The 23,551-nt window shown below is 67.5% G+C and carries 22 protein-coding genes and 1 tRNA gene; 8 read left to right on the top strand and 15 right to left on the bottom strand.

Features of this window, described 5'->3' with window-relative positions; all coding sequences use genetic code 11:
* Window positions 1-138 precede the first annotated feature (138 nt).
* The gene (locus CRO50_RS13250; RefSeq protein WP_232617720.1) at window positions 139-414 is read left to right on the top strand and encodes a tyrosine-type recombinase/integrase; all 276 of its coding nucleotides are present in this window, start codon (window positions 139-141) and stop codon (window positions 412-414) included.
* A 73-nt stretch (window positions 415-487) separates the two neighbouring features.
* On the opposite strand, the gene CRO50_RS13255 is transcribed toward CRO50_RS13250, so the two are convergent.
* Window positions 488-563 (bottom strand) — tRNA-Val (locus CRO50_RS13255).
* A gap of 48 nt (window positions 564-611) precedes the next feature.
* Between CRO50_RS13255 and CRO50_RS13260 the strand changes: the two genes are divergently transcribed.
* Both CRO50_RS13260 and CRO50_RS13265 read left to right on the top strand, forming a co-directional pair.
* The gene (locus CRO50_RS13260) at window positions 612-1,388 is read left to right on the top strand and encodes an HAD-IIB family hydrolase (protein ID WP_097146403.1); all 777 of its coding nucleotides are present in this window, start codon (window positions 612-614) and stop codon (window positions 1,386-1,388) included.
* A 27-nt stretch (window positions 1,389-1,415) separates the two neighbouring features.
* On the top strand, window positions 1,416-2,636 hold the full coding sequence (locus CRO50_RS13265; RefSeq protein ID WP_097146404.1) for a glycosyltransferase family protein: 1,221 nt from the start codon (window positions 1,416-1,418) through the stop codon (window positions 2,634-2,636).
* A gap of 311 nt (window positions 2,637-2,947) precedes the next feature.
* Here the strand turns inward: CRO50_RS13265 and CRO50_RS13270 are convergent, their stop codons facing one another.
* From CRO50_RS13270 to CRO50_RS13315, 11 genes are all read right to left on the bottom strand, one after another.
* Window positions 2,948-4,696 (bottom strand): sugar phosphorylase, encoded by a 1,749-nt coding sequence (locus tag CRO50_RS13270; protein WP_097146405.1) that lies wholly within the window; start codon window positions 4,694-4,696, stop codon window positions 2,948-2,950.
* 605 nt (window positions 4,697-5,301) lie between these two features.
* Window positions 5,302-6,540: an Hsp70 family protein gene (locus CRO50_RS13275; protein ID WP_097146406.1), complete on the bottom strand. Its 1,239-nt coding sequence runs from the start codon at window positions 6,538-6,540 to the stop codon at window positions 5,302-5,304.
* A 70-nt stretch (window positions 6,541-6,610) separates the two neighbouring features.
* The gene (locus CRO50_RS13280; RefSeq protein WP_097146407.1) at window positions 6,611-7,006 is read right to left on the bottom strand and encodes a CBS domain-containing protein; all 396 of its coding nucleotides are present in this window, start codon (window positions 7,004-7,006) and stop codon (window positions 6,611-6,613) included.
* Window positions 7,003-7,173, bottom strand: coding sequence for a hypothetical protein (locus tag CRO50_RS20165; protein WP_157791717.1), 171 nt, complete (start codon window positions 7,171-7,173; stop codon window positions 7,003-7,005). Before CRO50_RS20165 ends, CRO50_RS13280 begins: the two co-directional genes overlap by 4 nt.
* A 10-nt stretch (window positions 7,174-7,183) precedes the next feature.
* Window positions 7,184-8,152: an FAD:protein FMN transferase gene (locus CRO50_RS13285; protein WP_097146408.1), complete on the bottom strand. Its 969-nt coding sequence runs from the start codon at window positions 8,150-8,152 to the stop codon at window positions 7,184-7,186.
* A 3-nt stretch (window positions 8,153-8,155) separates the two neighbouring features.
* Window positions 8,156-9,388 (bottom strand): NADH:ubiquinone reductase (Na(+)-transporting) subunit F, encoded by a 1,233-nt coding sequence (gene nqrF, locus CRO50_RS13290; protein WP_097146409.1) that lies wholly within the window; start codon window positions 9,386-9,388, stop codon window positions 8,156-8,158.
* Window positions 9,385-9,993, bottom strand: coding sequence for an NADH:ubiquinone reductase (Na(+)-transporting) subunit E (nqrE, locus tag CRO50_RS13295; protein WP_097146410.1), 609 nt, complete (start codon window positions 9,991-9,993; stop codon window positions 9,385-9,387). Before nqrE ends, nqrF begins: the two co-directional genes overlap by 4 nt.
* Complete coding sequence (locus CRO50_RS13300; RefSeq protein WP_097146411.1) at window positions 9,990-10,655, bottom strand: NADH:ubiquinone reductase (Na(+)-transporting) subunit D; 666 nt, start codon at window positions 10,653-10,655, stop codon at window positions 9,990-9,992. The genes nqrE and CRO50_RS13300 overlap by 4 nt, the downstream gene beginning before the upstream one ends.
* A gap of 3 nt (window positions 10,656-10,658) precedes the next feature.
* Window positions 10,659-11,456: an FMN-binding protein gene (locus CRO50_RS13305; RefSeq protein WP_097146412.1), complete on the bottom strand. Its 798-nt coding sequence runs from the start codon at window positions 11,454-11,456 to the stop codon at window positions 10,659-10,661.
* The gene (locus tag CRO50_RS13310; protein ID WP_097146413.1) at window positions 11,449-12,240 is read right to left on the bottom strand and encodes an RnfABCDGE type electron transport complex subunit D; all 792 of its coding nucleotides are present in this window, start codon (window positions 12,238-12,240) and stop codon (window positions 11,449-11,451) included. Before CRO50_RS13310 ends, CRO50_RS13305 begins: the two co-directional genes overlap by 8 nt.
* On the bottom strand, window positions 12,237-13,508 hold the full coding sequence (locus CRO50_RS13315; RefSeq protein WP_232617719.1) for a Na(+)-translocating NADH-quinone reductase subunit A: 1,272 nt from the start codon (window positions 13,506-13,508) through the stop codon (window positions 12,237-12,239). Before CRO50_RS13315 ends, CRO50_RS13310 begins: the two co-directional genes overlap by 4 nt.
* A 118-nt stretch (window positions 13,509-13,626) precedes the next feature.
* On the opposite strand from CRO50_RS13315, the gene CRO50_RS13320 reads away from it, so the two are divergent.
* The 3 genes from CRO50_RS13320 (at window position 13,627) to CRO50_RS13330 (ending at window position 18,153) form a co-directional block, all read left to right on the top strand.
* Entirely contained in the window at window positions 13,627-14,787 is a 1,161-nt protein-coding gene (locus tag CRO50_RS13320; protein ID WP_097146415.1) for a cytochrome c3 family protein, read from the top strand.
* Window positions 14,788-15,258: 471 nt separating this feature from the next.
* Window positions 15,259-15,588: a hypothetical protein gene (locus tag CRO50_RS13325; RefSeq protein WP_143516921.1), complete on the top strand. Its 330-nt coding sequence runs from the start codon at window positions 15,259-15,261 to the stop codon at window positions 15,586-15,588.
* Window positions 15,589-15,624: 36 nt separating this feature from the next.
* A complete protein-coding gene (locus tag CRO50_RS13330; RefSeq protein ID WP_143516922.1) occupies window positions 15,625-18,153 on the top strand; it encodes a glycosyltransferase in 2,529 nt (842 codons plus the stop codon).
* 12 nt (window positions 18,154-18,165) lie between these two features.
* Here the strand turns inward: CRO50_RS13330 and CRO50_RS13335 are convergent, their stop codons facing one another.
* Genes CRO50_RS13335 through CRO50_RS13345 form a run of 3 tightly spaced genes read right to left on the bottom strand, consistent with a single transcriptional unit; the run spans window position 18,166 to window position 21,156 of the window.
* A complete protein-coding gene (locus CRO50_RS13335) occupies window positions 18,166-18,873 on the bottom strand; it encodes a methyltransferase domain-containing protein (RefSeq protein ID WP_097146418.1) in 708 nt (235 codons plus the stop codon).
* Between the two features lie 15 nt (window positions 18,874-18,888).
* Window positions 18,889-19,731: a hypothetical protein gene (locus CRO50_RS13340; protein ID WP_097146419.1), complete on the bottom strand. Its 843-nt coding sequence runs from the start codon at window positions 19,729-19,731 to the stop codon at window positions 18,889-18,891.
* Between the two features lie 45 nt (window positions 19,732-19,776).
* Complete coding sequence (locus tag CRO50_RS13345; protein WP_179747285.1) at window positions 19,777-21,156, bottom strand: class I SAM-dependent methyltransferase; 1,380 nt, start codon at window positions 21,154-21,156, stop codon at window positions 19,777-19,779.
* Between the two features lie 142 nt (window positions 21,157-21,298).
* Here CRO50_RS13345 and CRO50_RS13350 point away from each other — a divergent pair, with 142 nt between their 5' ends.
* Window positions 21,299-22,318, top strand: a complete 1,020-nt coding sequence (locus tag CRO50_RS13350) for a family 8 glycosyl hydrolase (RefSeq protein ID WP_097146421.1) — start codon at window positions 21,299-21,301, stop codon at window positions 22,316-22,318.
* Between the two features lie 84 nt (window positions 22,319-22,402).
* On the top strand, window positions 22,403-23,551 hold the full coding sequence (locus CRO50_RS13355) for an HlyD family secretion protein (RefSeq protein ID WP_097146422.1): 1,149 nt from the start codon (window positions 22,403-22,405) through the stop codon (window positions 23,549-23,551).

The following is a 23,551-nucleotide window of genomic DNA, read 5'->3' on the forward strand; positions in this document are numbered from 1 at the left end:
GCCCTTTGATCTGATTTCCAGATCCCCTCTGGGCGCCTTGCCCCCCAAGGCCTGCAGCTGACGTCCACACTACGCGCAGCACGGCGCCGACAACAGGGCCGCACCGAAGACCGCTCATGCGGCGCGCTCTCGGATTTCGTGATCAAGGAGGTCGTCCGCCAGGTGAAATCTGTCAGGACAGGGGTCGCCAACGCGGAAGAACGCTCAGGAATCGGGCATGTCCGCATGCGCGATTTGCGACATAGCACGGCGGTTATGTTGCTTTCCGCAGGAATTCCAATCGAGAAGGTGGCACAAGTGCTTGGGCACTCTAATATCTCTGTCACCTACTCTGCATATGGTCGGTATCTGCCTGAACATTTGCAAGATGCGGTCATCGTGCTGGACTTTCCGTCCATCTCCGAGATGAAATAGGTTCACAGAACCACGGCACACTTCGCAGAATGAGCCAAGAGGCGCAGTAAAAGTTGAAAATAAACGGAAAAGTTGGTGGGTGATGAGAGACTCGAACTCCCGACATCTTCGGTGTAAACGAAGCGCTCTACCAACTGAGCTAATCACCCGACGGACGCCCGATTACCCCAAGCCGCATGGCGGGCGCAAGAGGTGACATGACAAAACCGCCTTTCATGGTCTTTAGCGATCTCGATGGCACCCTGTTGGATCACGAGAGCTACTCCTACGCCGCCGCCCTGCCCGCCCTGGCGCAGCTCAGGGCGCGCAATGTGCCGGTGGTGCTGGCCTCCTCGAAAACCGGGCCCGAGATCTATGCCCTGCGCGAAGAGTTGAGGCTCTCGGCCTCGCCGGCCATCGTCGAGAACGGCGCGGGCCTGCTGATGCCGCGCGAGGTGCCCCCCGAGCAGGGCGAGACCTACCTGCGACTGCGCCAGGCCCTGGACAAGATCGACCCGGAGCTGCGCCGCCATTTCCGGGGATTCGGCGACCTAGGCCCCGAGGGGGTCAGCGCCGATGCCGGCCTGCCGCCCGAGAAGGCCCGGATGGCCTGCCAGCGCGCCTATTCCGAGCCGGGTCTCTGGGATGGCGATGGCGAGCAGAAGCGCCTCTTCCTGGCCCAGCTTTCGGACCTGGGGATCGTCGGTCGCCGCGGCGGCCGCTACCTGACGCTCTCGTTCGGTGGCACCAAGGCCGATCGCATGGACGAGGCGGCGGCGCTTTACGACCACCCTCCCAAGATCGCCCTTGGCGATGCGCCCAATGACCGCGAGATGCTGGAGCATGCCGATATCGGGGTGATCATCGCCAACCCCCACGGTGCCCCCCTGCCCGAGCTGCGCGGCGAACGCCAGGGTGCCATCCTGCGCAGCGAGAAGGTCGGCCCGGCGGGCTGGAATGAGATGATGCTGAAGCTCGCATCCCGATTGTCCTGATTTTCCTGATTTCCAAGGGAGGCCGCCATGGCTGACTTTCACCAGAACGGCAATATTGCCACGATCCACAACCTGCGCACCCGCAGCTCGGAGGACATCACCCGCGAACTGACCTCCTACGGGGCCAGCCGCAAGATCTCGCTTGTGCTGCCCTCGCTCTATTCCGAGCTCGAGGGGGATGCGCTGCCCAATATCCTGGAAGAGCTTAAGCAGGTGCCCTATCTGCATCGCATCGTCATCGGCCTCGACCAGGCGACGGAAGAGCAATACCGCCATGCGCGCGAGTTCTTCTCGGTGCTGCCGCAGAACCACGTGGTGATCTGGAATTCCTCGCCGCGGATGACCGCGATCCAGGACCGGCTCGAGAAACTGGGCCTGGGCCCGATCGAGAACGGCAAGGGCAAGAACGTCTGGTCCTGCTTCGGCTTCCTGATCGCCTGCGCCGACAGCTCGGTGGTGGCGATCCACGATTGCGATATCGTCACCTACAACCGAGACCTCCTCAACCGGCTGGTCTACCCGGTGGCCAATCCCTCGTTCCCCTACCAGATTTCAAAGGGCTATTACGCCCGCGTCGGTGACAACAAGATCAACGGACGGGTCAGCCGGATGCTGGTCTCTCCGATCCTGATCGCGCTGAAGCGCACCATCGGGGACCGCGACTACCTCGACTACCTGCGCGCCTTCCGCTACCCGCTCTCGGGAGAGATGGCCATGCGCACCAGCGTGCTGCCCGACCTGCGCATCCCCTCGGACTGGGGCCTCGAGATCGGGGTGCTTTCAGAGGCCTGGCGCAACCTGGCGCCGAAGTCGGTCTGCCAGGTCGAGGTGGCGGACAACTACGATCACAAGCACCAGGATCTCTCGGCAGAGGACAAGACCAAGGGCCTGTCGCGCATGTCCATCGACATCTGCAAGGCGATGTACCGCAAGCTCGCCGCCGACGGCACGGTCTTCTCGGAAGAGATCTTCCGCACGCTGAAGGCCACCTACTATCGCTCGGCGCTGGATCTGCTGGATTGCTACTACGATGACGCCAAGGCCAATGGCCTTCAGATCGACCGGCACGCCGAGGAATACGCGGTGGAGCTCTTCGCCAACAACATCATGGAAGCCGGGCATATCTTCCTCGACAAGCCCTCGGAGACGCCCTTCATCCCCACCTGGAACCGCGTCCATGCGGCGGACCCGGACCTGATGTCGGACATGCTGAAGGGCGTGGCCGAGGATCTGGAAGAGTTCAGGTAAGAGAGAACGGGATGGGGCTCCGCCCCCGTCGCCGGACGGCGACATGAAACAAGGGACAGGGGGCTCCGCCCCCGCCTCCTTCGGAGACTCCCCCGGAGTATTTCCAACCTGGTGATGATGCGGGACGGTGCATCTTGTTCGACGGACTTTGGCCCTTGAGAGCGTGCAAGCTCCCAATCCGGAAGTAGGCCGCTCTATTGGGCGAGACCTGCATCATCACCAGGCTGAAAATACTCCTGCCGGAGGCAGCCCGTCGCGGGGGGCCGCGCCGCAGGCGGGGTCACACGGGACGGGCTTCGCCCCTCTACGTGCTACCCGCGGTTGGTGATCCAGCGGCACTGGTAGGGCGCAAAGGGAATGGGGCCGCCACCGGGCGAGATCGCCTCTTCCGACAGGATATCCACCCAGTCCTCGCCCTCGATCAGGTTGATCGACATGGGGTCGATCTCCAGCGCGTCAGCCGAGACATTGTGCAGGGCAAAGATCGACTGGTCGCGGTCCAGGCTCTGACGCCAGACGCCGAAGACACGGTGGTCCAGCTGCAGGGTGAACTGCGTCGCATTGGGATGGAAACCGCGCTGGCGGCGGCGGATGCCGATGCGGCGGCGCATTTCCTCCAGCACCTGGTGCTGGGTGGTCGCGGGATCTTCCAGCTTCTCGCGCAGGGTCTCGTAATCCCAGCGGTGACGGTTGATCGCCCGGTTGTGGCCGGACTTCTCGACGCCCTCCTGGTCGTTGGGCGTGGCCAGCAGCGAGTGGATGTAGAAGGCCGGGATGCCCTCCAGCGCCATGACCAGCGTCTGGGAGGCGAGAAAGCGCTGCACCTGGTGTTCATCTTCTCCGGCGAAGGTGCCCTTCATAGCCTCGAACCAGGTGATGTTCAGCTCATAGGGAGCTTCCCCGCCACCGGGCAGCGCGCGCATGGACACCCGGCCGCCGAAGTCCTTCATCTTCTGCACCACCTGCCCCTGGTCCTCGGCCGAAAGGATGCCCTCGGCCGGGCGCATGCCGATGCCGTCGTGGGAGGCGGTGAAGTTCAGGTAGGCGCAGCCCAGTTGCGCCGGCGGCATCGAGCCCTGCCAGCGGATCAGGTTCTTCGCCGTCCCCGACAGCATCGCATGCAGCACCAGCGGCGGCAGCGAGAAATTGTAGACCGCATGGGCCTCGTTGCGGTTGCCGAAGTAGCTGAGGTTCTCCTGGTTCGGGACATTGGTCTCGGTCAGCAGGATGATCGGCTCGGAGGCGTAATCGGCGAAGAGCCGCATAAGCCGCACGATGGCATGGGTCTGCGGCATGTGGATCGAGCGGGTGCCGATCTCCTTCCAGATGAAGGCCACCGCATCGAGGCGGATGATCCGCACCCCGTTGTCCACGTGCAGCCGCATCACGCGCAGGAACTCCTTCAGCACGTCGGGGTTGCGGAAGTCCAGGTCCACCTGGTCGTGGCTGAAGGTACACCAGACATGGCGCGGCCCGCGCGAGGTATTCACCTCGCGCAGCAGCGGATGGGTGCGCGGGCGCACCACGTCCGAGAGGTCATCCTCGGGGGAGGCCTCGAAGAAGAACTTGTCGTAGGGCTCATGCCCCTGCCGGTAGGCGTTGAACCAGGCCGAGGAGCTGGAGACATGGTTCAGCACCAGGTCCGACATCAGCAGGAATTCCGAGCCGATGCGCTGGATGTCCGACCAGTCGCCGAGCGTCGGGTTCACGGCGCGGTAGTCGGTCACCGCGAAACCGTCATCCGAGGTCCAGGGGAAGAAGGGCAGGATATGCACCCCGTTGACCACGCCCGCCAGGTGGTTGTGCAGGAAGTGGCGCAGCAGATCGAGCGGCTTGTGCTGCCCGTCGACGATGGAATTGCCGTAGGTGATGACCAGCGCATCGCGCTCCGACCACTGCCGGTTGCCGGGCACCCTGCCACGCCGGCGCCGCGTGCTGCCTTCCGGCCAGAAGGCCTGGGCCAGCGCTTTCGCCTCGGCTGAAATGTCGTGATCCGGATAGATCTGGCGCACCAGCGCTTCCAGCTTGTGCCAGAAGGTCGAGGCAGATTCGTCTGTCATGAGGGCAAGGCTCCGTGTGACGCTCCTTTGATCTCACAGATTGGGGCTCGAGTTTCAAGCGCCCTGCGCGCCTCTCGCGCCGCAAGTTGCCGTATGGGAAGGGAAATTGGCTTCTTCCTGTGCTGCGGCCTGCGATTCCGTCGCCAGCGCCGTCTCTTCTGCACGTCCCGGTTGCGCCACGACGCAGGCATATCCGCCTCCCAGGGCATCACCCTTTCGGCCCGTGGCCCGGTGGCGACTAACCCGCCCATCTTGCGGCCAGGCGTCCCCCATAGAGGTTTGACAGGGATCGGGCCGCGCCGCCTGATATCCGAAATTCTCGGTTGTTTCTCCGGCTCTTGCCCAGGGGCCGGCGCGAAGAGCGGAGCCCACCTCTCGATCCGAATCGGGGGTCACCTGACTGCACCGGCGCATTCCGCCGCTTCGACCCGCGGGCAGCGAGGCCATTCCGCCGGACCAGACGCGCGTTGAAGAGGTGCCGCGATGTTGGCCATTTTTCAGACCTTCCGGCGTGGCATCCTGGCCGCCCGCCTTGCCCTGATCCTCACTCGCCTCTCGATCGTTAGCGCTGCCCGAAACCACCAGCGTCGATGAGCAGGCGGGGCTCAGGCGGTGGCCAGCGCCAGCCCGTCGACGATGGCGGTGAAGGCAGCCGAGCGGCGCAGGGTCGCGCCGGGACAGATCGCTTGCGCCTCTTCCTGCACCAGCGCCATCAGGCTCGAGCCCCCGACCAGGATCACCGAAGAGACCTGCTGCGGCATCACCCCGGCCTGCATCAGCGTGGCATAGATCGCCCCCTTCAGCGCCTCGCGCGCCTCCGAGAGCGCGGCATTGACCGATCCGGAGGTGGTGCGCGCGCTCAACCCCTTCTCGATCGTGCCCATCTCGATCTGACCCGCCCCCGAGGCGGAATTCGCCCCGATCTTGCCGGCCTCGACCGCGAAGGCCAGCTCGTGGCCCAGCTGGTCCTCGATCACGGTGGCCAGACGCTCCATCGGGCGTTTCTCGACCGCATGGGCCAGCATGTCGGCCACGGCCCGCTGGGTCTCGCCGGAATAGAGGAAGGGGATCTTGGCCCAGGTCGAGAGCTCGACATAGAGGGGTTTCGGCACCGGCAGCAGGCCCTCGCCGAAGCTGCGGCGCAGCTCTCCGCCCAGGCCGAGCAGCGGCATGGCATGGGTCATCGAGACCGCGTGGTCGAAGTCGGTGCCACCCAGCCGGATGCCGTGGCTGCCCAGGATCTCGATGCCGTTGCCCCTGGCCTTGAAGAGGGTGAAATCCGAGGTACCGCCGCCGATGTCAACGATCAGGCCCATCTCACCCGGATGGCCGTCGCCGAGGCTGGCCAGCGCTGCCGCCTCGGGCTCGAACATGAAGCTGATCTCGGTAAAGCCCGCCGCCTCGTAGCAGCCGCGCAGGTCGGCCTCGGCGCGGGCGTCGCGCTCGGGATCGGCGGTGTGAAAATGGACGGGCCGTCCCGACAGCACGGCGGTGTAACTCTGCCCGGTCTCGTCCTCGGCGCGCTTCTTCACCGCCAGGAGGAAATCGGTGACGATCTCGGCCAGGGTGCGGCGCTTGCCGCCGACCAGGCGTTTTTCATGAAAGAGCCCGGTGCCCAGCACCGATTTCAGCGCCCGCATGTAGCGCCCCTCTTCGCCCTCGATCAGCGCCTCGGCGGCGGCGGATCCGATCTGCATCGCGCCCCCGTCCGAGGGGAAGAAGACCGCCGTCGGCAGGGTCTCTTCGCCCGCCTCCACGGCGATGCGGCGCAGAGTTCCGCCCTCCAGAACGGCGGCGGCAGAGTTGGAAGTGCCGAAGTCGAGGGCAAGCACGGGACGGGTCATGAGGGGGCTCCTGCGGCAGAGAGCTTGCCGGGCTAGAGCATGGGCGTCAGCCCTGCAAGGGCTAAACGCCCTAGCCCATGTCCAGCAGCGCCGAAAGCACGTCCGAGCGCCGCAGCATGCCGACGAGCTGCCCGGCCTCGAGCACCGGGAAGATACGATGCGGATGGGCCATGAAGGCCTCGGCGGCGGTGATCAGGTCGTCGTCCGCCTGCAGGCAGACCGGATCGGGGGTCATGCTGTCGGCAACGACGCCCTTCCATTCCTGGTAGTAGCTGGCCTGCAAGGCCGGGCGGAAGCAGTCCTTCTGGCTGAGCAGCCCCACCAACTGGCCAGAGCTGTCCACCACCGGCGCAGCGGCGGCTCGGGCCTCGGCCAGGCGCGCGGCGGCACGGCGCATCGGGGTTTCGGGTGCCAGCTGCACGTAGTCCTTCAGCATGATCAGGCGCACGCGGGCCTCGGTGCTCATGGCGTCTCCTCCGGCTTGCGGTTCGGGCAGAAGTCGCAGGCGGCCCCCTTGATGCAGGAGGCCCCGCCGCAGGAGGTCTGTACCGGGCCGCGACCGAAGACCAGGCCAAGGGCCAGACCGCCAGCGGCCAGCAGGAAGATCCCGAGGGTCAGAAGAAACTCCATCATCGCCCCTCCCCTAGAGCAGGGCGCGGGCGAAATCACCCGTCGCCTCTTGGCGCAGTTCCGCGTCGGCGGCGGAAAGGAAAAGCGCATCCAGCCCCGCCTGTCGGGCCAGTTCCGGCCCCTGCGCCCCGGCGGCGAAAAGCGCCGTCGCCCAGCCATCGGCCTGCATGGCCGTCCCCGACTGGACGGTGACCGAAAGCAGGGACCCGCTGACCGGCTCTGCCGTCGCGGGATCGATGATGTGCCCGTAGCGGCGGCCATCCAGCGCATAGCTCTGCACCGCGATGCCGGAGGTCGCCACCGCGCCCTCGAGCCCGATCACGCCACGCAGGCCAGAGGCCCCCGGACGCGGGTCCTCGATCGCCACCTGCCAGGGGCGGCCCGAGGGGTGAAGCCCATGGCCCCGCAGCTCTCCGCCCAGGTCGATCAGCAGGTCGGGTTCGTGCTGCAACAGCTGCTCGGCCATCAGGTCCAGCGCATAGCCCTTTGCGATGCCGCAGAGATCCAGCGTGACGCCTGGATGGGCGCGGCTGAGGTGGCCATTGTCCAGTGCCAGCGCGCGCCAGTCGGGCGCGGCGCCTTCGGTGATCGGGCCGAAGCCCCAGCGGGCGACCAGGGGCCCGACGCTGGGGTCGAAATGCCCGCCGCTGTCGCGCGCCAGATCCAGCGCGGCAGTAGTGACGTTTGCCATGTGGGAGGGCAGTTCCAGCGCCGGGGCCTGGCCCCGGTTGAAGCCGCTCAGCACCGTATCCGCGCGCCAGGGCGACATCTGCCTGTCGACCTCCGACAGGATCGCCTCGAGCGCGCGCCGGTATCTCTCTGCGCCCCGCCCCGCCGGCAACGTCACGGACCAGCCGGTGCCGAAGGCCACCCCGCGCAGCGCCTCGGTCGGCGCCGAGGCGCGCAGCACGCCGGGGGTGGCCAGCGCCAGGGCAGCGCCCAGCACCGCGCGGCGTGTCGGTCGGGTCAAGGAATTTGCCATGGTTCAGACTCCGAAATCATCGTTGAAGATATGGTCGGGCTCGACGCCCAGCCGTTCCAGCGTCGCCAGCACCGCCGAGATCATCACCGGCGGGCCGCAAAGGTAGTACTCGCAATCCTCTGGCGCGGGGTGGTCGCGCATCGCCTGCCGCACCGTATCATGGATGAAGCCCGTGGCCCCGGTCCAGCGGTCCCCCGGCGCCGGGTCCGAGAGCGCCGGCACCCAGGAGAAACTCTCGTGCTGCGCGGCGATGGCATCGAACTCCTCGACGTAGAAGAGATCGGCCACGGAGCGCGCGCCGTAGAAGTAGCGCATCCTGCGCCCGGTCCCGAGGGCGGCCTGCTCGTGGATCATCGCCCGCATCGGTGCCATGCCGACACCGCCGCCGATGAAGACCATTTCGGCCTGCGTGTCCTGCACGTGGATCTCGCCGAAGGGACCCGAGGCCTGCACCTCGTCCCCCGGCTGGCGCGCGAAGAGCCAGGACGAGACGACACCGGGCGGGATTTCTTCCTCGTGCCCGGCGGGGGGCACGGCAAGGCGGATGTTGAAGACCACCCGGCCCGCGGCGGTATCCTCGGGGCGCGAGGCGATGGAATAGGCGCGGGTGACGGCTGTGGCCGAGCTCATCCGCAGGCGGTCCCAGCGGGCCTCATGCCAGGTGGCGCGGAAGCCCTGCTCCACCGGCATGGTCGAGAAATCCAGCCTGTAGGCTGGCGCGGTCAGCTGCATGAAGCCGCCGGCGCGGAAGTCGAAGGGCTGGCCCTCGGGCAGCTCGAGCACCAGCTCGCGGATCAGCGGCGCCATCATGCGGTTCGAGACCACCTTGCAGGTAAAGCCGCCCGAGGCCTCGAGGAAGGCGTCGGGCACCGTGACCTCGCAGGGCCCGCGCAGGGCGGTCTGGCAGGCCAGACGCTTGCCCGCCTTGCGCTCTGCCGCAGAGAGCACGCCGCGTTCGGTGGCACCGGCCTCGCCCGCGCCCTCGCCATGCACCTCGACCCGGCAGAGCCCGCAGGTGCCAGAGCCGCCACAGGCCGCCGGAATGCCGATGCCCGCCCCGTGCAGCACCCCAAGAAGGCGGTCGCTGCGTGTCGCCTCGATCTGGCGCGAGCCGTTAACCGTGACGGTCAGCGTCGACTTCGGCACCAGCCGCGCCCGCGCCAGCAACAGGCCGATGGTCAGGCCCAGGATCAGCAGGACCACCACGAGGCTTGAGATGAGGATCTCTTCGGTCATTGCGCAGCCATCTGGGCGAAAGAGGAAAAGCCGAGCGACATCAGCCCGGCCAGGATGAAGGTGATGCCCAGCCCGCGCAGCCCGGCGGGCAGATCCGCATAGGCCAGCCGCGCCCGGATGGCCGAGAGCATGGTGACGGCCAGGGCAAAGCCCGTACCTCCGCCTAGCCCGAAGACCAGGCCCTCGGTCAGCGTGTAGCTGCGCTCGACCATGAAGAGGCTGCCCGCCAGGATCGCGCATTGCACGGTCAGCAGCGGCAGGAAGACCCCGAAAGCCGCGTGAACGCCAGGCAGGAACCGGTCGAGCAGCATTTCCAGCAGCTGGACCACGGCGGCGATGACGCCGATGAAGGCGAGAAGCGCCAGATAGGACAGGTCGATCTCGGGGTAGCCCGCCCAGGCCAGGGCACCGGGGGCCAGAAGCGCGCTGTAGACAAGCTGGTTCAGCGGCACCGTGACGCCCATGACGGCGATCATGGCGATACCCAGCCCGACCGCCGTCTCGGGTCGTTTCGACAGCGCCAGGAAGGTGCAGAGACCCAGGAACAGGGTCAGGGGCAGGTTCTCGACGAAGGCCGCCGAGAGGAAGAGATCCCAGAGGCTCATTCCATCCCCTCCGGGATCTGCGGCGCGGCGAACTCGGGCGGCTCGGCCTGTTCGGGCCGGACCGTCCGGATGGCCCAGACCAGCCCGCCCAGCAGGAAGAAGGCCGAGGGCGCCAGCATCATCAGCGCAAGGGGCGTGAACCAGCCGCCCTGCTCGGCCAGCGGCAGCACCTGGTAGCCCAATAGGGTGCCTGCGCCGAACAGCTCCCGTACCGCGCCGATGGCAATCAGGACCAGCGAATAGCCAAGGCCGTTGCCAAGCGCGTCGATCATCGAGGGCAGCGGCGGGTTGTGGCGGGCGAAGCTTTCGGTGCGGCCCAACACCAGGCAATTGGTGGTGATCAGGCTGACGAAGACCGAAAGGCTCTGGCTGATCTCGAAGAGATAGGCCTGCAGAAGCTGGTCGATGACAATGACCAGCGAAGCCACGATGACGATCTGCACGATCAGCCGGATGGCATCGGGGATATGGCGGCGGATCAGGCTGATGATCCCCGCCGAGAGCGCCAGCACGATGGTCAGCGACCCCGCCATGGTCAGCGCCGTCGGCAGCTGCGTCGTCACCGCCAGGGCCGAGCAGATGCCGAGGATCTGCAGCGTCACCGGGTTCTGCCGGATCAGCGGCTGGGTCAGCGTGCTCCAGAGGGGGGATGGCGCGGTCATGGCCTAGAACTCTCCCCGCCGTACCGCCTCGATCAGCGGCCCGTAGCCCTGCGGCCCCAGCCAGAAGCGGATGATCCGGGTCATGGCGGAAGAGGTGCGCGTGGCGCCGGTGATGCCGTCGACCTCGTATTCGGTGCCGGCCTGGCCCTTGGCGACGGCAAAGCGCAGATCGCCGCGCGCGTCCCTTGTCTTCACCCCGCTGAAGGAGGCCAGCCAGGCGGGCTCTTCGATCCGCGCCCCAAGGCCGGGGGTCTCGGACTGGCCGGTGATGGCAAGGCCCGCGATGGTATGCATGTCGCCGGTCAGCGCGAGGATGGCGTCGATGCGCCCGTTGTAGCCCGCCCCCGAGATCGGCAGGAGCATGAGAGAGATCTCCTCTCCGTTCCTGAGCAGGAAGATCTGGGCGTAATCGGGACGGGAGCCGAGGCCCGCCAGGTCCTCTCCGGCAGAGAGGGCGGTCCAGTTGGCCATGTCGGCCAAGGCGGCCTCTAGCGTTTCGGGCGTGACCTCGGTGGCCGCGCGGGCCTTGGTCAGATCGACCACCACGGTCGACAGCGTGCCGCCGGTTTCGGCCATCAGCTGGGTCATGCCCGGCACGCCCGCGACAAGCGCCTCGATGCGGGCCTGTTGCTCTGCGGCGCGGTTAGCGGCCTGGATCGGGCGCAGGATCACCGTCGCACCGCTGACCAACACCGCGCAGAAGGCCGAGACCAGGAAGGCCATCACCACCGTCTTGGTACGGCTCTCGTTGGGCAGGGCCAGCAGCCGGCGCCAGGCCGAGAAGGGATTGAGGTCAGCCAAGGTGTTTCCTCCGTCTTGCGCGCCAGAGCGAGATCGCCGCCTCGTCCAGCATCGGCGCGGCGAGCGAGGCAAAGAGCGCCGCCGAGACCGCGATCTGCGCCGGGGCCGCGCCCTGCCAGCCGGTGGCGAATAGCACCACCAGCCCGCCGTAGAGCAGCCCGTAGAGCCAGCGGCCCGGTAGGGTCGAGGCGCTGGTGACAGGATCGCAGACCAGGAGCACCAGCACGATGAAGGCCATGGGCAGCACCGGGGCGAGGCCCGCGGGCCAGGTGCCCTGCCCCACGCCCCAGCTCACCAGCGCCGCCAGAAGCGCGCCGCCGATCACCCGTCCCGGCATCAGGCCCAGGGTGACGCCGAGAACCGCGGCGGGGATCGCCGCCCAGGCCAGGGGCAGTACCAGCTCTGGCCAGGGGGCGGCAGGGAAGCCGAAGCCCAGGAAGGCCAGTGTGGCGGTGGCGGGGTTGATCACGTTGCGGCCCCAGCCTCCGAAGACCAGTTCGGCCATGACCGATCCGAAGGAGATGCCCAGGATGAGCCGCGCCAGCCCCAGCTCTTCCGGCGCCAGCATGGCCACGGCGAGCGCGGTGATGGCACCGGCGAAACTGGGCGGCTGTGCGCGCGCCAGCATGAAGACCAGGTGCCAGGCACCCGAGATCACCAGCGCCAGCGCCAGTCGGGTCCAGGCCTCGGGTCCACCGAACCAGAGCCAGACCAGTGCCAGGGGCATCAGGCAGATGAGCAGCAGAAGCGCCACGGTCTCGCGGTCCCAGAGTCCCCGGATCATAGGCCCTCCTCCGCCGCGATGCGGTCGAGCGCGGCGCGCAGCAGGGCCGAGAGACGCGGCGTCGCGCCGGTGACGTAATCGGCCAGGGCCAGGTCCTCTTCCAGCAGCGACAGGCCACCGAGGCGGGTGAAGCTCTCGTCATCGCCCGAGGACAGCGCCCGGATCAGCGCCATGGCGGGCAGCGCCGTGCCGAAGGCCTGTTCGAGCGCCGCAGTCGGGATCACCGGCAGCGGGCGGGCGGCGCGGCGCAGCGCATTGCTGAACCAATGGCTGCGCGGGCTGCCGCGGTGACTGTCCTGCACCGTGACCTGCCGGTCGCGCAGGCCCAGCCAGGTTGCCTCGTGCCCGTCCAGAGCCGAGCCCGAAAGCACCTGGTGCCAGCCCGGCACCACCGCCCCCTGGCAGAGCCCGCGCAGGTTGGCGCCCGGCTGGCAGCGCAGAAGGCGCGTCTCGGTCAGGGCCTCGCCGGTGACAGAGACGCTGCGCAGCCCCGGCAGGCTGCCGGTCTCAAGCAGCGCACCCAGATCGGCGACATCCTCGGCGTGAAGCTCCCAGACCGGGGCCTCGGGCGTGGCGGGGTGTTCGTGATGGATGCGGAAGCCGGCCAGGCCCTGCGGATGCCGGTTGCCGCACCGCAGGATCCGCAGGCGCCCCTCGACCGCCCCCGGCCCCGCCAGCGCGGGACCGCGCGGCTGGCAAAGGAAGACAGGCCCCCCGGTCAACCGTCCGAGCGCCGCGAGCCCCCGGCTGAAGGACTCGCCCCGCCCCTCGAGCATCGCCACCGGATCCGGGGCATGGGGGCGGGTATCTGCGGCCATGACGAAGATCGCGGCGGGGCTCTCGGCGACGGCGGGCATGCGGCCGAAGGGCCGGCTGCGCAGGAGCCGCCAGAGCCCCGCCTGCTGCATCAGCACACGAATGGCCGCCGCATCGCCGTGGCGCGCGGCGGCCACCTCGAAGACATGGCGCCCGGCCTCGGGCTCATGGAAGAAGAGCAGTTCGATCAGCTGCCGCCCCGGTCCCAGGCGGACCCGCGCCAGCCGTGCGGCCATGGGGGCCACCAATGCAACCTCTGGATGATCTCGCATCCGGGCCACCGGGGCGCCCTGGGCCAGCAGCGCGCCCTCTTCGCAAAGCATGTCGAGCCGCAGACGCTCGGAGCGCAGGGGAATCAGCGCGGCCTCTTCGGTCAGCCGCGCGGTCACGCCACCCGAAGCAGGCGGCGCGGTCGGCAGTGCTGGACTCAACCCCGAATTAATGGCGCGCAACGGCATCTTTTCCCCGAATTACCCGCATCCCCGGACAATGGCATTTGCCAGAATCCCCATCCGGAGTCATCATGACCGAAAGCAGCCATATTTAAAGCCATCTTCCGGGAAAAAACCAATGCGTCGGATAATTGTTGCCACATCTCGCCTCCTGTTCACGGTTTGCGCCCTGATGCTGCCGCTTGCGACGGCCTCTCACGCCCAGGAGACCGAGGCACCGCTGACCCCCTTCGTGCTGCCCGATGCCGGGCCCTTCCTGCCCAAGGACCTGGGCCCCGAGAACAACGAGGCCATCGCCGCCTGGATCGGCTCGGCCCATGCGGACAATGCCTCCGAGGCCTTCACCCACTGGGACGAGGACGGAGAGATCCGGCCCAATTGCTCGGTCTGCCACTCGGGCGCCGGGTTCCGGTCGTTCCACGGGCTGGATGGCTCTGCCCCCGGCCTGCCGGAAAGCCCCATCCCCACGGGCGGCGTCGTCGATTGCGCCACCTGCCACGCGCCAGGCATCGCCGAGGTCAAGGCGATCACCCTGCCCTCGGGCGTCGAACATCCCGTCCAGGGGGTCGAGGCCGCCTGCATGACCTGCCACCAGGGCCGCAGCGCCGGGATCAACGTCGAAGAGGCCACCGCCGGGGCCGAGGTCGACGTGGTCAATGCCGAACTCCGCTTCATCAACCCGCATTACAAGACCGCCGCAGCCACCTGGCTGGGCGGCTATGGCAAGGCGGGCTATCACTATGAAGGCAAAAGCTATTCCGGTCGCTTCTTCCATGCCCGCCCGGTGGCGACCTGCGTCTCGTGCCATGATCCGCACGGGCTGGAGGTCAAGGTCGAGAGCTGCGCCACCTGCCATGACACCGAAAACCCGCAGGCGATCCGCATCCGCAAGCAAAGCTACGACGGTTCGGGCAACCTGACCCAGGGCATCCGCACCGACATCGCCAACAATGCCGCGCTGCTGCTGAGCACGCTGCAGGATTACAGCGCGAAGGTCGCCGGCGTGCCCATTCTCTACGACGCCCACAGCTACCCCTACTTCTTCACCGACGCCAATGGCGACGGGGTGGTCGACACCGGGGACGATGGCCGCTCCGTCTCCTATGCCAGCTGGACGCCGCGCATGCTTCGGGCCGCCTACAACTGGAAGCTGGTCACCGCCGACCCCGGCATCTACGCCCATAACCCGCACTACGCGCTGGAGCTCCTCTACGACAGCATCGACGACCTGATGGTGGGCCTTGGCGGCGACACGGCGAGCCTTGGCATCCTGCGCTGATCAAACCCTCCCCCGGTCACCGGAGTGAAAAGACCCGCGACGCCAAATCGGCCTCGCGGGTCTTGAATTAAAAGAGATATCTCAAGCTCATTATTGAATGACCTCGATGCGCCCTGAAATTGCGCATTAAGATATCCCGCTAATTTACCTTAATGCATTCCAGCCGCTTTTCGCCGATGCTCCGCCGGGGCAGAAGTCCTTCCCGCAAGGGGCGAAAGGAAACACCTTGCCCGAAGACCCCGAGGCCGGCTCGTCACAACCTAAGGCTGTTTTCAGTGACGACCTTTTCCAGATGGGCAGGCGGACGCGGGGTACCCGGTCTGCTCGCCGCGTGCGCCTGCGATATGGCGCCAACCGCCCGCGGCATCAACGCAACATAAAGTTGTGCAAAGGGCCCCAGCTACTTGACAGAACAACGGCATGAGGATCCTTTGCTTCTAGTACTTTGGTCTAACGAGTGAGATGGGTATCATGAAGAAACTTGCGAGCAGCACCGCGCTGGCCACGATCCTGTTGTCCGGCGCAGCACATGCTGACCCGGCTGTCATGCTCGGGCTTGCCCTGAACTTCGGCGGCGCCGCCGACACCAAGCTCGGCCTCACCACCAAGCTGCTGTCTGACAACCGCCCCGATCAGCTGGTTGGCGCCATTGGCGGCACCTACTTCTTCGATGGGACCTGGGGCCTCGACGTGGGCATCGGCTATACCTTCGACGAAGCGGCCGTAACCCTCAGCTATGACTTCATCAACAACGCTCCGCAGGTCGCGGCAGGCTGGGCCAATATCGAAACGGTCTGCTGATCCGCGCGCGCCTCAAGCCTGGCGCCGGTGGAGCTGATGAATACCGAAAATGACCCCGGGGGCCTGCACGCCCAGGCGCAGGCCCGTCTCGACGCGGGAGAGCCCGAAGCGGCCTACGCCCTGCTCCAGAAAGCCGTTGCCCGAACCGGAGAAACCTTCGGCCTCTGCCATTCCATGGCCGAGGCCGCTTTCGCTCGGGGCTGGGCATCTGCCGCAGAACATTGGTGGCGCCGTGCGATCGAGCTGGCCGCCGAAGACGACCCACGCCATTCCGAGCGGTTGGCCGAGGCACATTTGGGGCTCGGCACCGTGCTTTATCGCCAGGAAAAGCTGGGCGGAGCCGTCGCAAGCTATCGCCGCACCCTTGCCCTGAAACCCGACCATGAGGGCGCGGCCATTTCCCTGGCCATCGCCTTTCTTGCCACCGATTGCCCGGCGCTGGCGCTCGAACAGGCCTGCTCCCTGCTGGAGCGCATGCCCGAGGCCTCGGAGCTGCGGCTGGTGCGTGCCCGCGCGTTGATCCAGCTCGAACGCCCGCAGGAGGCGCTGGCCGATCTCACCTGGCTGCATGAGCGCGAGATCAAGCTGGGCGAGGTGGGGCTGCTGGAATGCGAGGTGCATCGCCTCAACCACGAGCACGAAACCGCGCTCGTTCTGGCCGCAGAGCTCTGCGAGGCGCTGCCCGACAGCGCCGCGCCGCTGCGGCTTTTCCGTTCGGTCTTTGCCGAGTTCATGGACAAGGCCCCGGCGCCGCGGGTGGCGGAATTCCTCGACGGGCTTGCCCTGCCCCGCCCTCAGGTTCGCAAGCGCCCCGAGACGCGCCCCGACGCTGGGGCCGACACGGGTGCCGAAACCGGCCCTATCGACGTGATCATCCCGGTCCACAACGGGCGCGAGGTCCTGCGGGACTGCCTGAAAAGCATCGAGGCCGCGCGCTCTCCGCTGATGGGAAAGCTGATCCTCGTCGACGATGGCAGCTCTCGTGGAACCCGCGCCTGGCTGCGTGCCTACCAACTGCGCCACCCGCGCACGCGGCTGCTGCGGACCCGTGGTCCCCTGGGCTTCACCCGCGCCCTGCAGGCGGGGCTTTCGGCCAGCAAGGCACCGCGCTTCGTGGCGCTGAACAGCGACACGCTGGTCGGAGAGGGCTGGCTGGAGCAGCTTTCGGCGGCGATGCCACCAGACAGCGGCATTGCCATGGCGGGCCCGCTGTCCAACGCCGCCGCCTGGCAGAGCCTTGGCCAGGTCTTCGACGCATCGGGCAATTTCGCCAGTCATGACCTGCCCGAGGGCGACGAGCTGACCCTGCTGCGCCGCCGCCTGCGCCTGCTGAAGACCTTCGACGCCAGCGAAGCAGTGCTGGTCCATGGCTTCTGCGCCCTGGTCGACCGGAAGATCCACGACGAGCTGGGCGGGCTCGATGACACGCTCTTTCCCGAAGGCTACGGCGAGTTCCAGGACCTGTCGCTGCGCGCACTCGATGCAGGCTACGGGCTGCGCATCGCCGAGGATTGCCTCGTGGCCCACGCGCGCGGCGCCAGCCTCAACCCCGAGCGGCGGGCGAAACTGTCGCGCGCGGCCCGTCGGGCGCTTTACGAGCGCTACACCGCGCTGCGCTATCTCTCTGCCGAATGTAGTGCTGTGCTTTCGCCCCAGCTGGTCTTCACCCGGCGCCGCATGGAGGTGCTGAACCGGCGCCTGCCCGAACTGCCAAAGCGCTGCGACCAACCTGCCCGAATGCAGCTCTCGGGTCAGACCTCGCCCGAACTCGCCGGTCGCAAGGTCTGTCTCTTCGTCAGCTACGCCCCGGATGGCCGGCTTCTGCCCTATACGCGCCACTACCTGGAACAGCTCCGCAAGGCGGGGTTCCTGTGCCTGCTGATCATGAACACCGACGCTCCGCTCGAACCCCCGCCCGAGGCGCAAGCGCTGGCCGAGGTGGTGATCATGCGCCGCAACCAGGGGCTCGACTTCGGGGCCTGGCGCGATGCGCTGGCACGGTTCCCGGAGCTCTGGCAGGCGGAGATGCTGCTTTTCACCAACGACAGCATCCTGGGCCCCTTCGACGGCTTCACGCAGATGCTGCAACGGATAGAAGAGAGCCCCGCGCCGGTCTTCTACCTGACCGATTCCGAGGACGCAGAGCCGCATTTCCAGAGCTTCTTCTGGGGCCTTCGCGGCGCGGCGCTGCAAGACCCGGCGATCCGCGGGTTCCTGGCCTCCATCGAGGATCTCGAGGACAAGTCCGCCTGCATCTTCCTCTACGAGGTCTTCCTGCGTCACGTCTGCGAGAAGCTGGCCGGGCTCGAGGCACATTGCCTCTTTCCCATGTCTTCTCTCTCGGGCGTGGACAGCCTGATCCGGCCAAGCTTCAACCCCACGCACCACCTCTGGCGCGAGTTGCTGGACGCGGGCTTTCCCTTCCTCAAGGCCGATTTCTGTCGCAAGAACGCGACCGGAGAGGATGCCGAGATGTGGCTCCGGGCGATCGCCGACCATGGCGGCGACCCGATGCGCGCCCGGCTGCACGTGGAAGAAAGCCGCCTGCTGCGCGCCCGTGCCTGAGCGCGGCCCGCATCAGGCGTGATCGTAGTCCCCGGCCCGCAGGTTCTCTGACCAGCCGCTGTTGTCGGCGCCCACCTCATGGGTCTTGCGCGCCACCACCAGGGCCATCATCGGCGCCGGGGAGCCCGCCATCGTGCCGACCCCGCCGGGCCGCCCCAGCAGGGGAACGACCCGCACCTGCCCCACCTCGCAGCGGTCGAGGATCTCGAAGCCGGTGTTCTGGTTCAGCAGCGCGCCCCAGCCATGGGCGCTGATGCGCCAGAAATCCCAGGGCTCGGCATGCAGCGGCCAGATCGTCGGCATCCGGGCGATGAACAGCCCGCCCTGGCGCAGCACCCGGTTGGACTCGAGGACGAAGCGCAGCGGCGAGAGCAGATGTTCCATCACCTCCGAGGAATGCACCATGTCGACCGAGCCCGGCTCGATCACATCGGTCAGGCGATGCGCATCGCCCTTGATATCGACATTCTCGTCGCGCTTGTAATCAAGGCCCAGGTAGCGCCAGTCCGGCTCGACCATGCGGCGCATGTTGGCGCTAAGGGGACCGCGGGCACCGACATCCAGGAAGACCGGGCGACGGGGGGCACAGGCCGCGACATGGGCCTTCAGATGGGTCTTCATCAACTGGTCACCGAAGTTCCAGTGCTCTTCCGTGCGTACCACGTCCTGCAGCGGGAACGCGAAGCTCCGCCCGTCGTCGAAGCGCAGCCTAAGGCGCATGCGGAACTGGGCATCTTACTCGGACAGGCCCATGTGCTCCATGTCCAGCCAATCGGCGAAGATCCCGCTGATGGCATGGCCCTGGTTGGCCTGCGACGCCCCGAAGACATCCATCAGCGCGGGCGAGCGCAGGGGGTGGGCCGGGTGCTGCGGCTGCAGCTCGTCCCCTCGCGGCGCGATGGCGGCGCAGTCCCAGGTCCACCAGCGCAGATGCGCCAGCGGCAGATCGCTCTCCAGCGACAGGCCCGTCAGCTGATGGCCAGGGCGGTGGATCTCTAGCTTCAGGGTGAAGGTGCCCTGCAGGACGGTGAAGGCCTGGCAGGCGATGTGAACCCCCTCCAGCACCCGTGCTGGCTGGTGTCGCCGCAGGCGCTCGGGGTCCGCGGTTTCCAGCACCTGAAGGGAGGTCTCGCGGCATTGCAACACCGGCCCCTCGCCGGGAGTCAGCTCGCGGCCCAGGATATAGAGCCATTCGACCATGGAGCCCGCCGCGCGGAAGATCATCTCGATCTCAAGCTCGTCACCATGGCGGGTAACCTGCAGCTCTTCGACCTCCTCGGCCTGAAGCAGCACCTCGCCACCCGCCGCCACATGGGCCACGATCTTCTGCATCCGGCCGACGTTGCCATGTACCTCGATCCGGCACCAGCCGGCGCGCCCGAGGCGGAGCCTGGTGCGGAACCTGTGACGGTAGCCGCCGTAGAAGGCACCCAGCACCGCAAGCCCCGCCTGCGCGGCCTCCCCCGGATCGGCCAGCACCGCAACCCGCCCCGCCGCATCGGGGTCGGACAGCGTGCCACCCAGAGGCGCGCGCGCCATGTCGTCCTGGATCTCGAAGGCTTCCGGCGGCAGGCTCATGTCATCTTTCCTCGAAGGGATCGCCAGGCTTCGCGCTGGTCACGATCAGCTTTCACCAGTCCCGGCCGTGGCGTCCTCGTCGTCCTCGGCCAAAAGCTCGCCCAGCACCTGTTGCAGGGCCTTCAGCGAGGCACGCAGGTCTTTCTGCTCCAGCGGCGCATCCGGGGCTGTCACGCCCACGTTCAGCGCCTCGGAGAGCGCGATCAGGTACTGCCGCTCGGCGAAGGGAAGGTAGCTGGCCGCTTCCTGGCCGAATTGCAGATCCACCTCGGCCCGTCGGCGCAGGACCCGCAGCGCGGCTTCGAGCATGCGCAGCTTCGTGCGCCGGTCGCCCTCGTAGTGGCCCAGGTGGAGCCCTCCGAAGAGCAGCGCCGCGCCCAGCCAGTTGGGATAGCGCTCCAGCTGCTCCAGCGGCTTGCGCAGCTTCATCAGTTCGCCCAGGTCCGGCGCCCTGAGGTCGATGCCATAGGTCTCCTGGCAGCGCGGCAGAAAACGGTCCCAGGCCCAGGAAGACATCTCAGGGTGGTCGGTGTTCATCGCATCCTTGAAGAGCCGGAAGAGCGCCCCGATGGCCAGATGCGGGTCCTCGTTCTCGGCCAGGTCGTTGAGGTAGGCGAAATACTCAGTCCAGTCGAACGCCCCGTAAGAGATCTCGGGCAGCGGCCCCCGGCTGGCCCAGACCACCATCTGGCCGTCATGCACCTCGATATGCACCTGAAGCCCCAGGGCCTCGACCATCTGCCGCATCCGCTGCTGCGAGAAGATCGCGTAGTGGAACTGCGGCGAGAGCGCCGCGATCACCTTGGGGCGCGGCGTCTCGGGAGAGATCGCAGAGCTGTCGGGGGTGGTCAGCACCAGCAGCCCGTCGTCATCCATCATGCCGACCAGCTCGGCCAGGAAGGCGGCGGGATCGGCGACATGTTCGATCACCTCGCTGGAATAGACGATCGAGAAACGGCGCTCGGGCTCTTGTTCGCGGAAGCCATCGAGGTAGAGCGGCCGGATGTCGGCGCCCAGCATCTTCTTGCCCTGCGCGCCGAAGGCCGAGCGCTCTAGCCCCACGGCCGCGCCACGGTTCCGGGCCCAGTAGTCCACCACGAAGCCGAAGCCGCAGCCGACGTCGATCATGTCTCCTTCCGGCAGATCGCCAAGGGCGAAGAGCGGCGAGAGCATGGTGATGATCCCCGCCCCGCCTTGCGCGTAGTCCAGCCAGTACTCACCGTAGGGGAGGAACTCGTAGCCGAGCACGGGATCTTCGCCATCGAAGAAGAAGGAACCGCAGGCGCCGCATTCAAAGAGCTCGAGCACGCTGCCGGGTGAGTGCACCGTAAGGGAGTGGCGCGACTGTCTTGCGCCGCAGGCGCGACAGGGGAAGACTGCCTCGCGCGTGTTGTCCCCGGCAAACGCTATGTCGATAGCGGCCATGGAGGCTCCTTTCGTGTTCTCGCCTGTGCTTTCGTCCAACCTGCCCCGTCGCATGGGTTTTATCAACTTCTAGCTGTGCCGTGCGGACGAAGATCCCGGCCATGGGACTTGCTCGACGCAGGGGGATGTCGCAGGCTTGGCCATGCGTCGCAGAACCTTCCTTTCGGCCATCGCCGCAGCCCCCGCCCTGCCCCGTGGTGCCTCTGCCCGGACCGTGGCGGAAGCGGCATGGACAAGCTGGCGCGCGCGTTTCCTGTCGCCCGAGGGGCGGGTCATCGACGATGGCAACGGCGGCGTCAGCCACTCGGAGGGCCAGGGCTACGGCTTGCTGCTGGCCCAGGCCTTCGGCGACCGCGAGGGCTTCCTGCGGATCGAGGGCTGGACCCGCTCCGCCCTCTCGCGCCCCGGTGATGCGCTGCTGAGCTGGAGGTGGGACCCCGCCGCCGATCCACCCGTGTCCGATCCCGCGACCGCCACGGACGGAGACCTTCTGAGGGCCTGGGCGCATCTGCGCGCGGCGCTGCAATCGGGCTGGTCCAGCGATCCGCGGATCGCCCCGGCGATCACCCGTGACCTGACCGCGCTCTGCCTGGCGCGAGACCCCCGCGCGCCGGCCGAACCGCTGCTGCTGCCCGCCGCCGGTGCCCCTGCCGATCCCGCCCGCCTGACCCTGAACCCGTCGTACTTCCTTGGCCGCGCCATGCGCCAGCTCGGCGGTGCCTTCGAGGCCCCCGCGCTCATCCGGGCCGCCGATCACGGCGAGGCGCTGCTGGCCGAACTTGCCGCAGGCGGCCCCCTGCCCGACTGGCTGGACCTTACCGCCCAGGGCCCGGTGCCACCGCGCGCCCACGAGGATCGCTCCTCCTATGACGCGCTGCGCATCCCGCTCTACCTGGTCTGGTCGGGCCGTGCCGCCCATCCCGCCGTCGCCACCATGGCAGAAAGCCTGCGCGAGGGTGCCCTGCCCGGCCATGTGGTGGTGGCGCGCACGGCAGACGGCAGGCCCGAGGCCCAGAGCGATGCGCCGGGCTTCCGTGCCATCGCCACCCTCGCCGAAGGCGGCCGGCCCGAGCTCTCGGTCGATCAGATCCGCTCTCAGCCCTACTACCCGGCGGTGCTGCAACTGCTGGCCTGGGTCGCCTACCGCGAAGCCGCAAACTGAAACGCTTGCTCTGGCTGGCAAGTCGGTTAGCTTCAAAGTGTTAACGCCGCCCAGGCGTCTTGGTAATTGGTTACAGGATCTGTCATGAGATACGCCCGCCTTCTGTTCGGCTTCGCCCTCATCCTTCTGGCCCTCTGGGTCATCGTCGGAGAGCAGATCTCGGGGGCCAGCGCCAATGCGGTGGTCAATGCCCCGGTGGTGACCCTGCGCGCAGATGTCTCGGGGCGGCTGGCGCTGCCGGACCGGACCCTTGGCGCCAGGGTCGAACGCAGCGAGGCGCTGGCCTCGATCACCAATGAGCTGGTCGAGCGGGACCGCCTGGACGACCTGGTGCTGGAACGCGGTCTCGTCATCGCAGGCATCGCCCGGATGAACGACGATCTTGCCGCCGCGCAGATCGAGCTCGAGACCCTGCGCACCCGCGCAGAGACCCTGATCGAGCAACACCTGGCCGAGATCCGCACCCGTCTCGATCATGCCCGCCGCAGCCTTGCGATCCTTGAAGGCGAGGACCCCGCTGCCCAGGATGGCCCCACCTCTCAGGGAGGCTCTGCCGCGCAGCGCGCCCCGGCCGGCCCCCTGACTGCCCTGACGCTGGAACAATACCGCGAGCGGGTCGAGCTGCTCGAGATCACCCTTGCCGCCGCCGAACGGGGGATCTTCCTCGGAGAGGGCGCCGGTGAGGTCGCGCAGCTGCCGCAGAAGCTGCGCGAGCTGGAGGCCAGACTTGGCGCGCTCGAGAATGCCCTGGCCGAGGCCGAGGGCCGCGAAGCCGCCCTGACCCGGCGCATCAACCGCGAGCGGGTGCAGGTCAATGTCCGCACCGGCGGTGATCTGAACTCGCCCGTGAACGGGCTCTTCTGGGAGGCGCTTCAGGCCGATGGGGTCGTGGTGCAGCGCGGCGACCCGATCCTGCGGCTGGTGGATTGCGACCGGGTGCTGGTCACGCTGACGGTGACAGAGCGGATCTACAACAGCCTCAGCATCGGACAGCCCGCCAGTTTCCGCCTGCAGGGGAACTCTCGGAACTACGCCGCCAGCGTCACCCGGCTTGCGGGCTCGGGGGCCTCGACGATCTACCGCAACCTCGCCGTGGCGCCCTCGGGCCGCCAGTTGGAGCGCTACGACGTGACGCTGCTGGTGCCCGAGCTGGCCCGAGAGACCGGCTGCCAGATCGGCAAGACCGGACGCGCCTTCTTCGACCGTCGCCCGCTCGACTGGCTGCGCGACTGA

It is taken from the genome of Pseudooceanicola antarcticus (genome assembly GCF_900215355.1).
Lineage (GTDB): Bacteria > Pseudomonadota > Alphaproteobacteria > Rhodobacterales > Rhodobacteraceae > Pseudooceanicola > Pseudooceanicola antarcticus.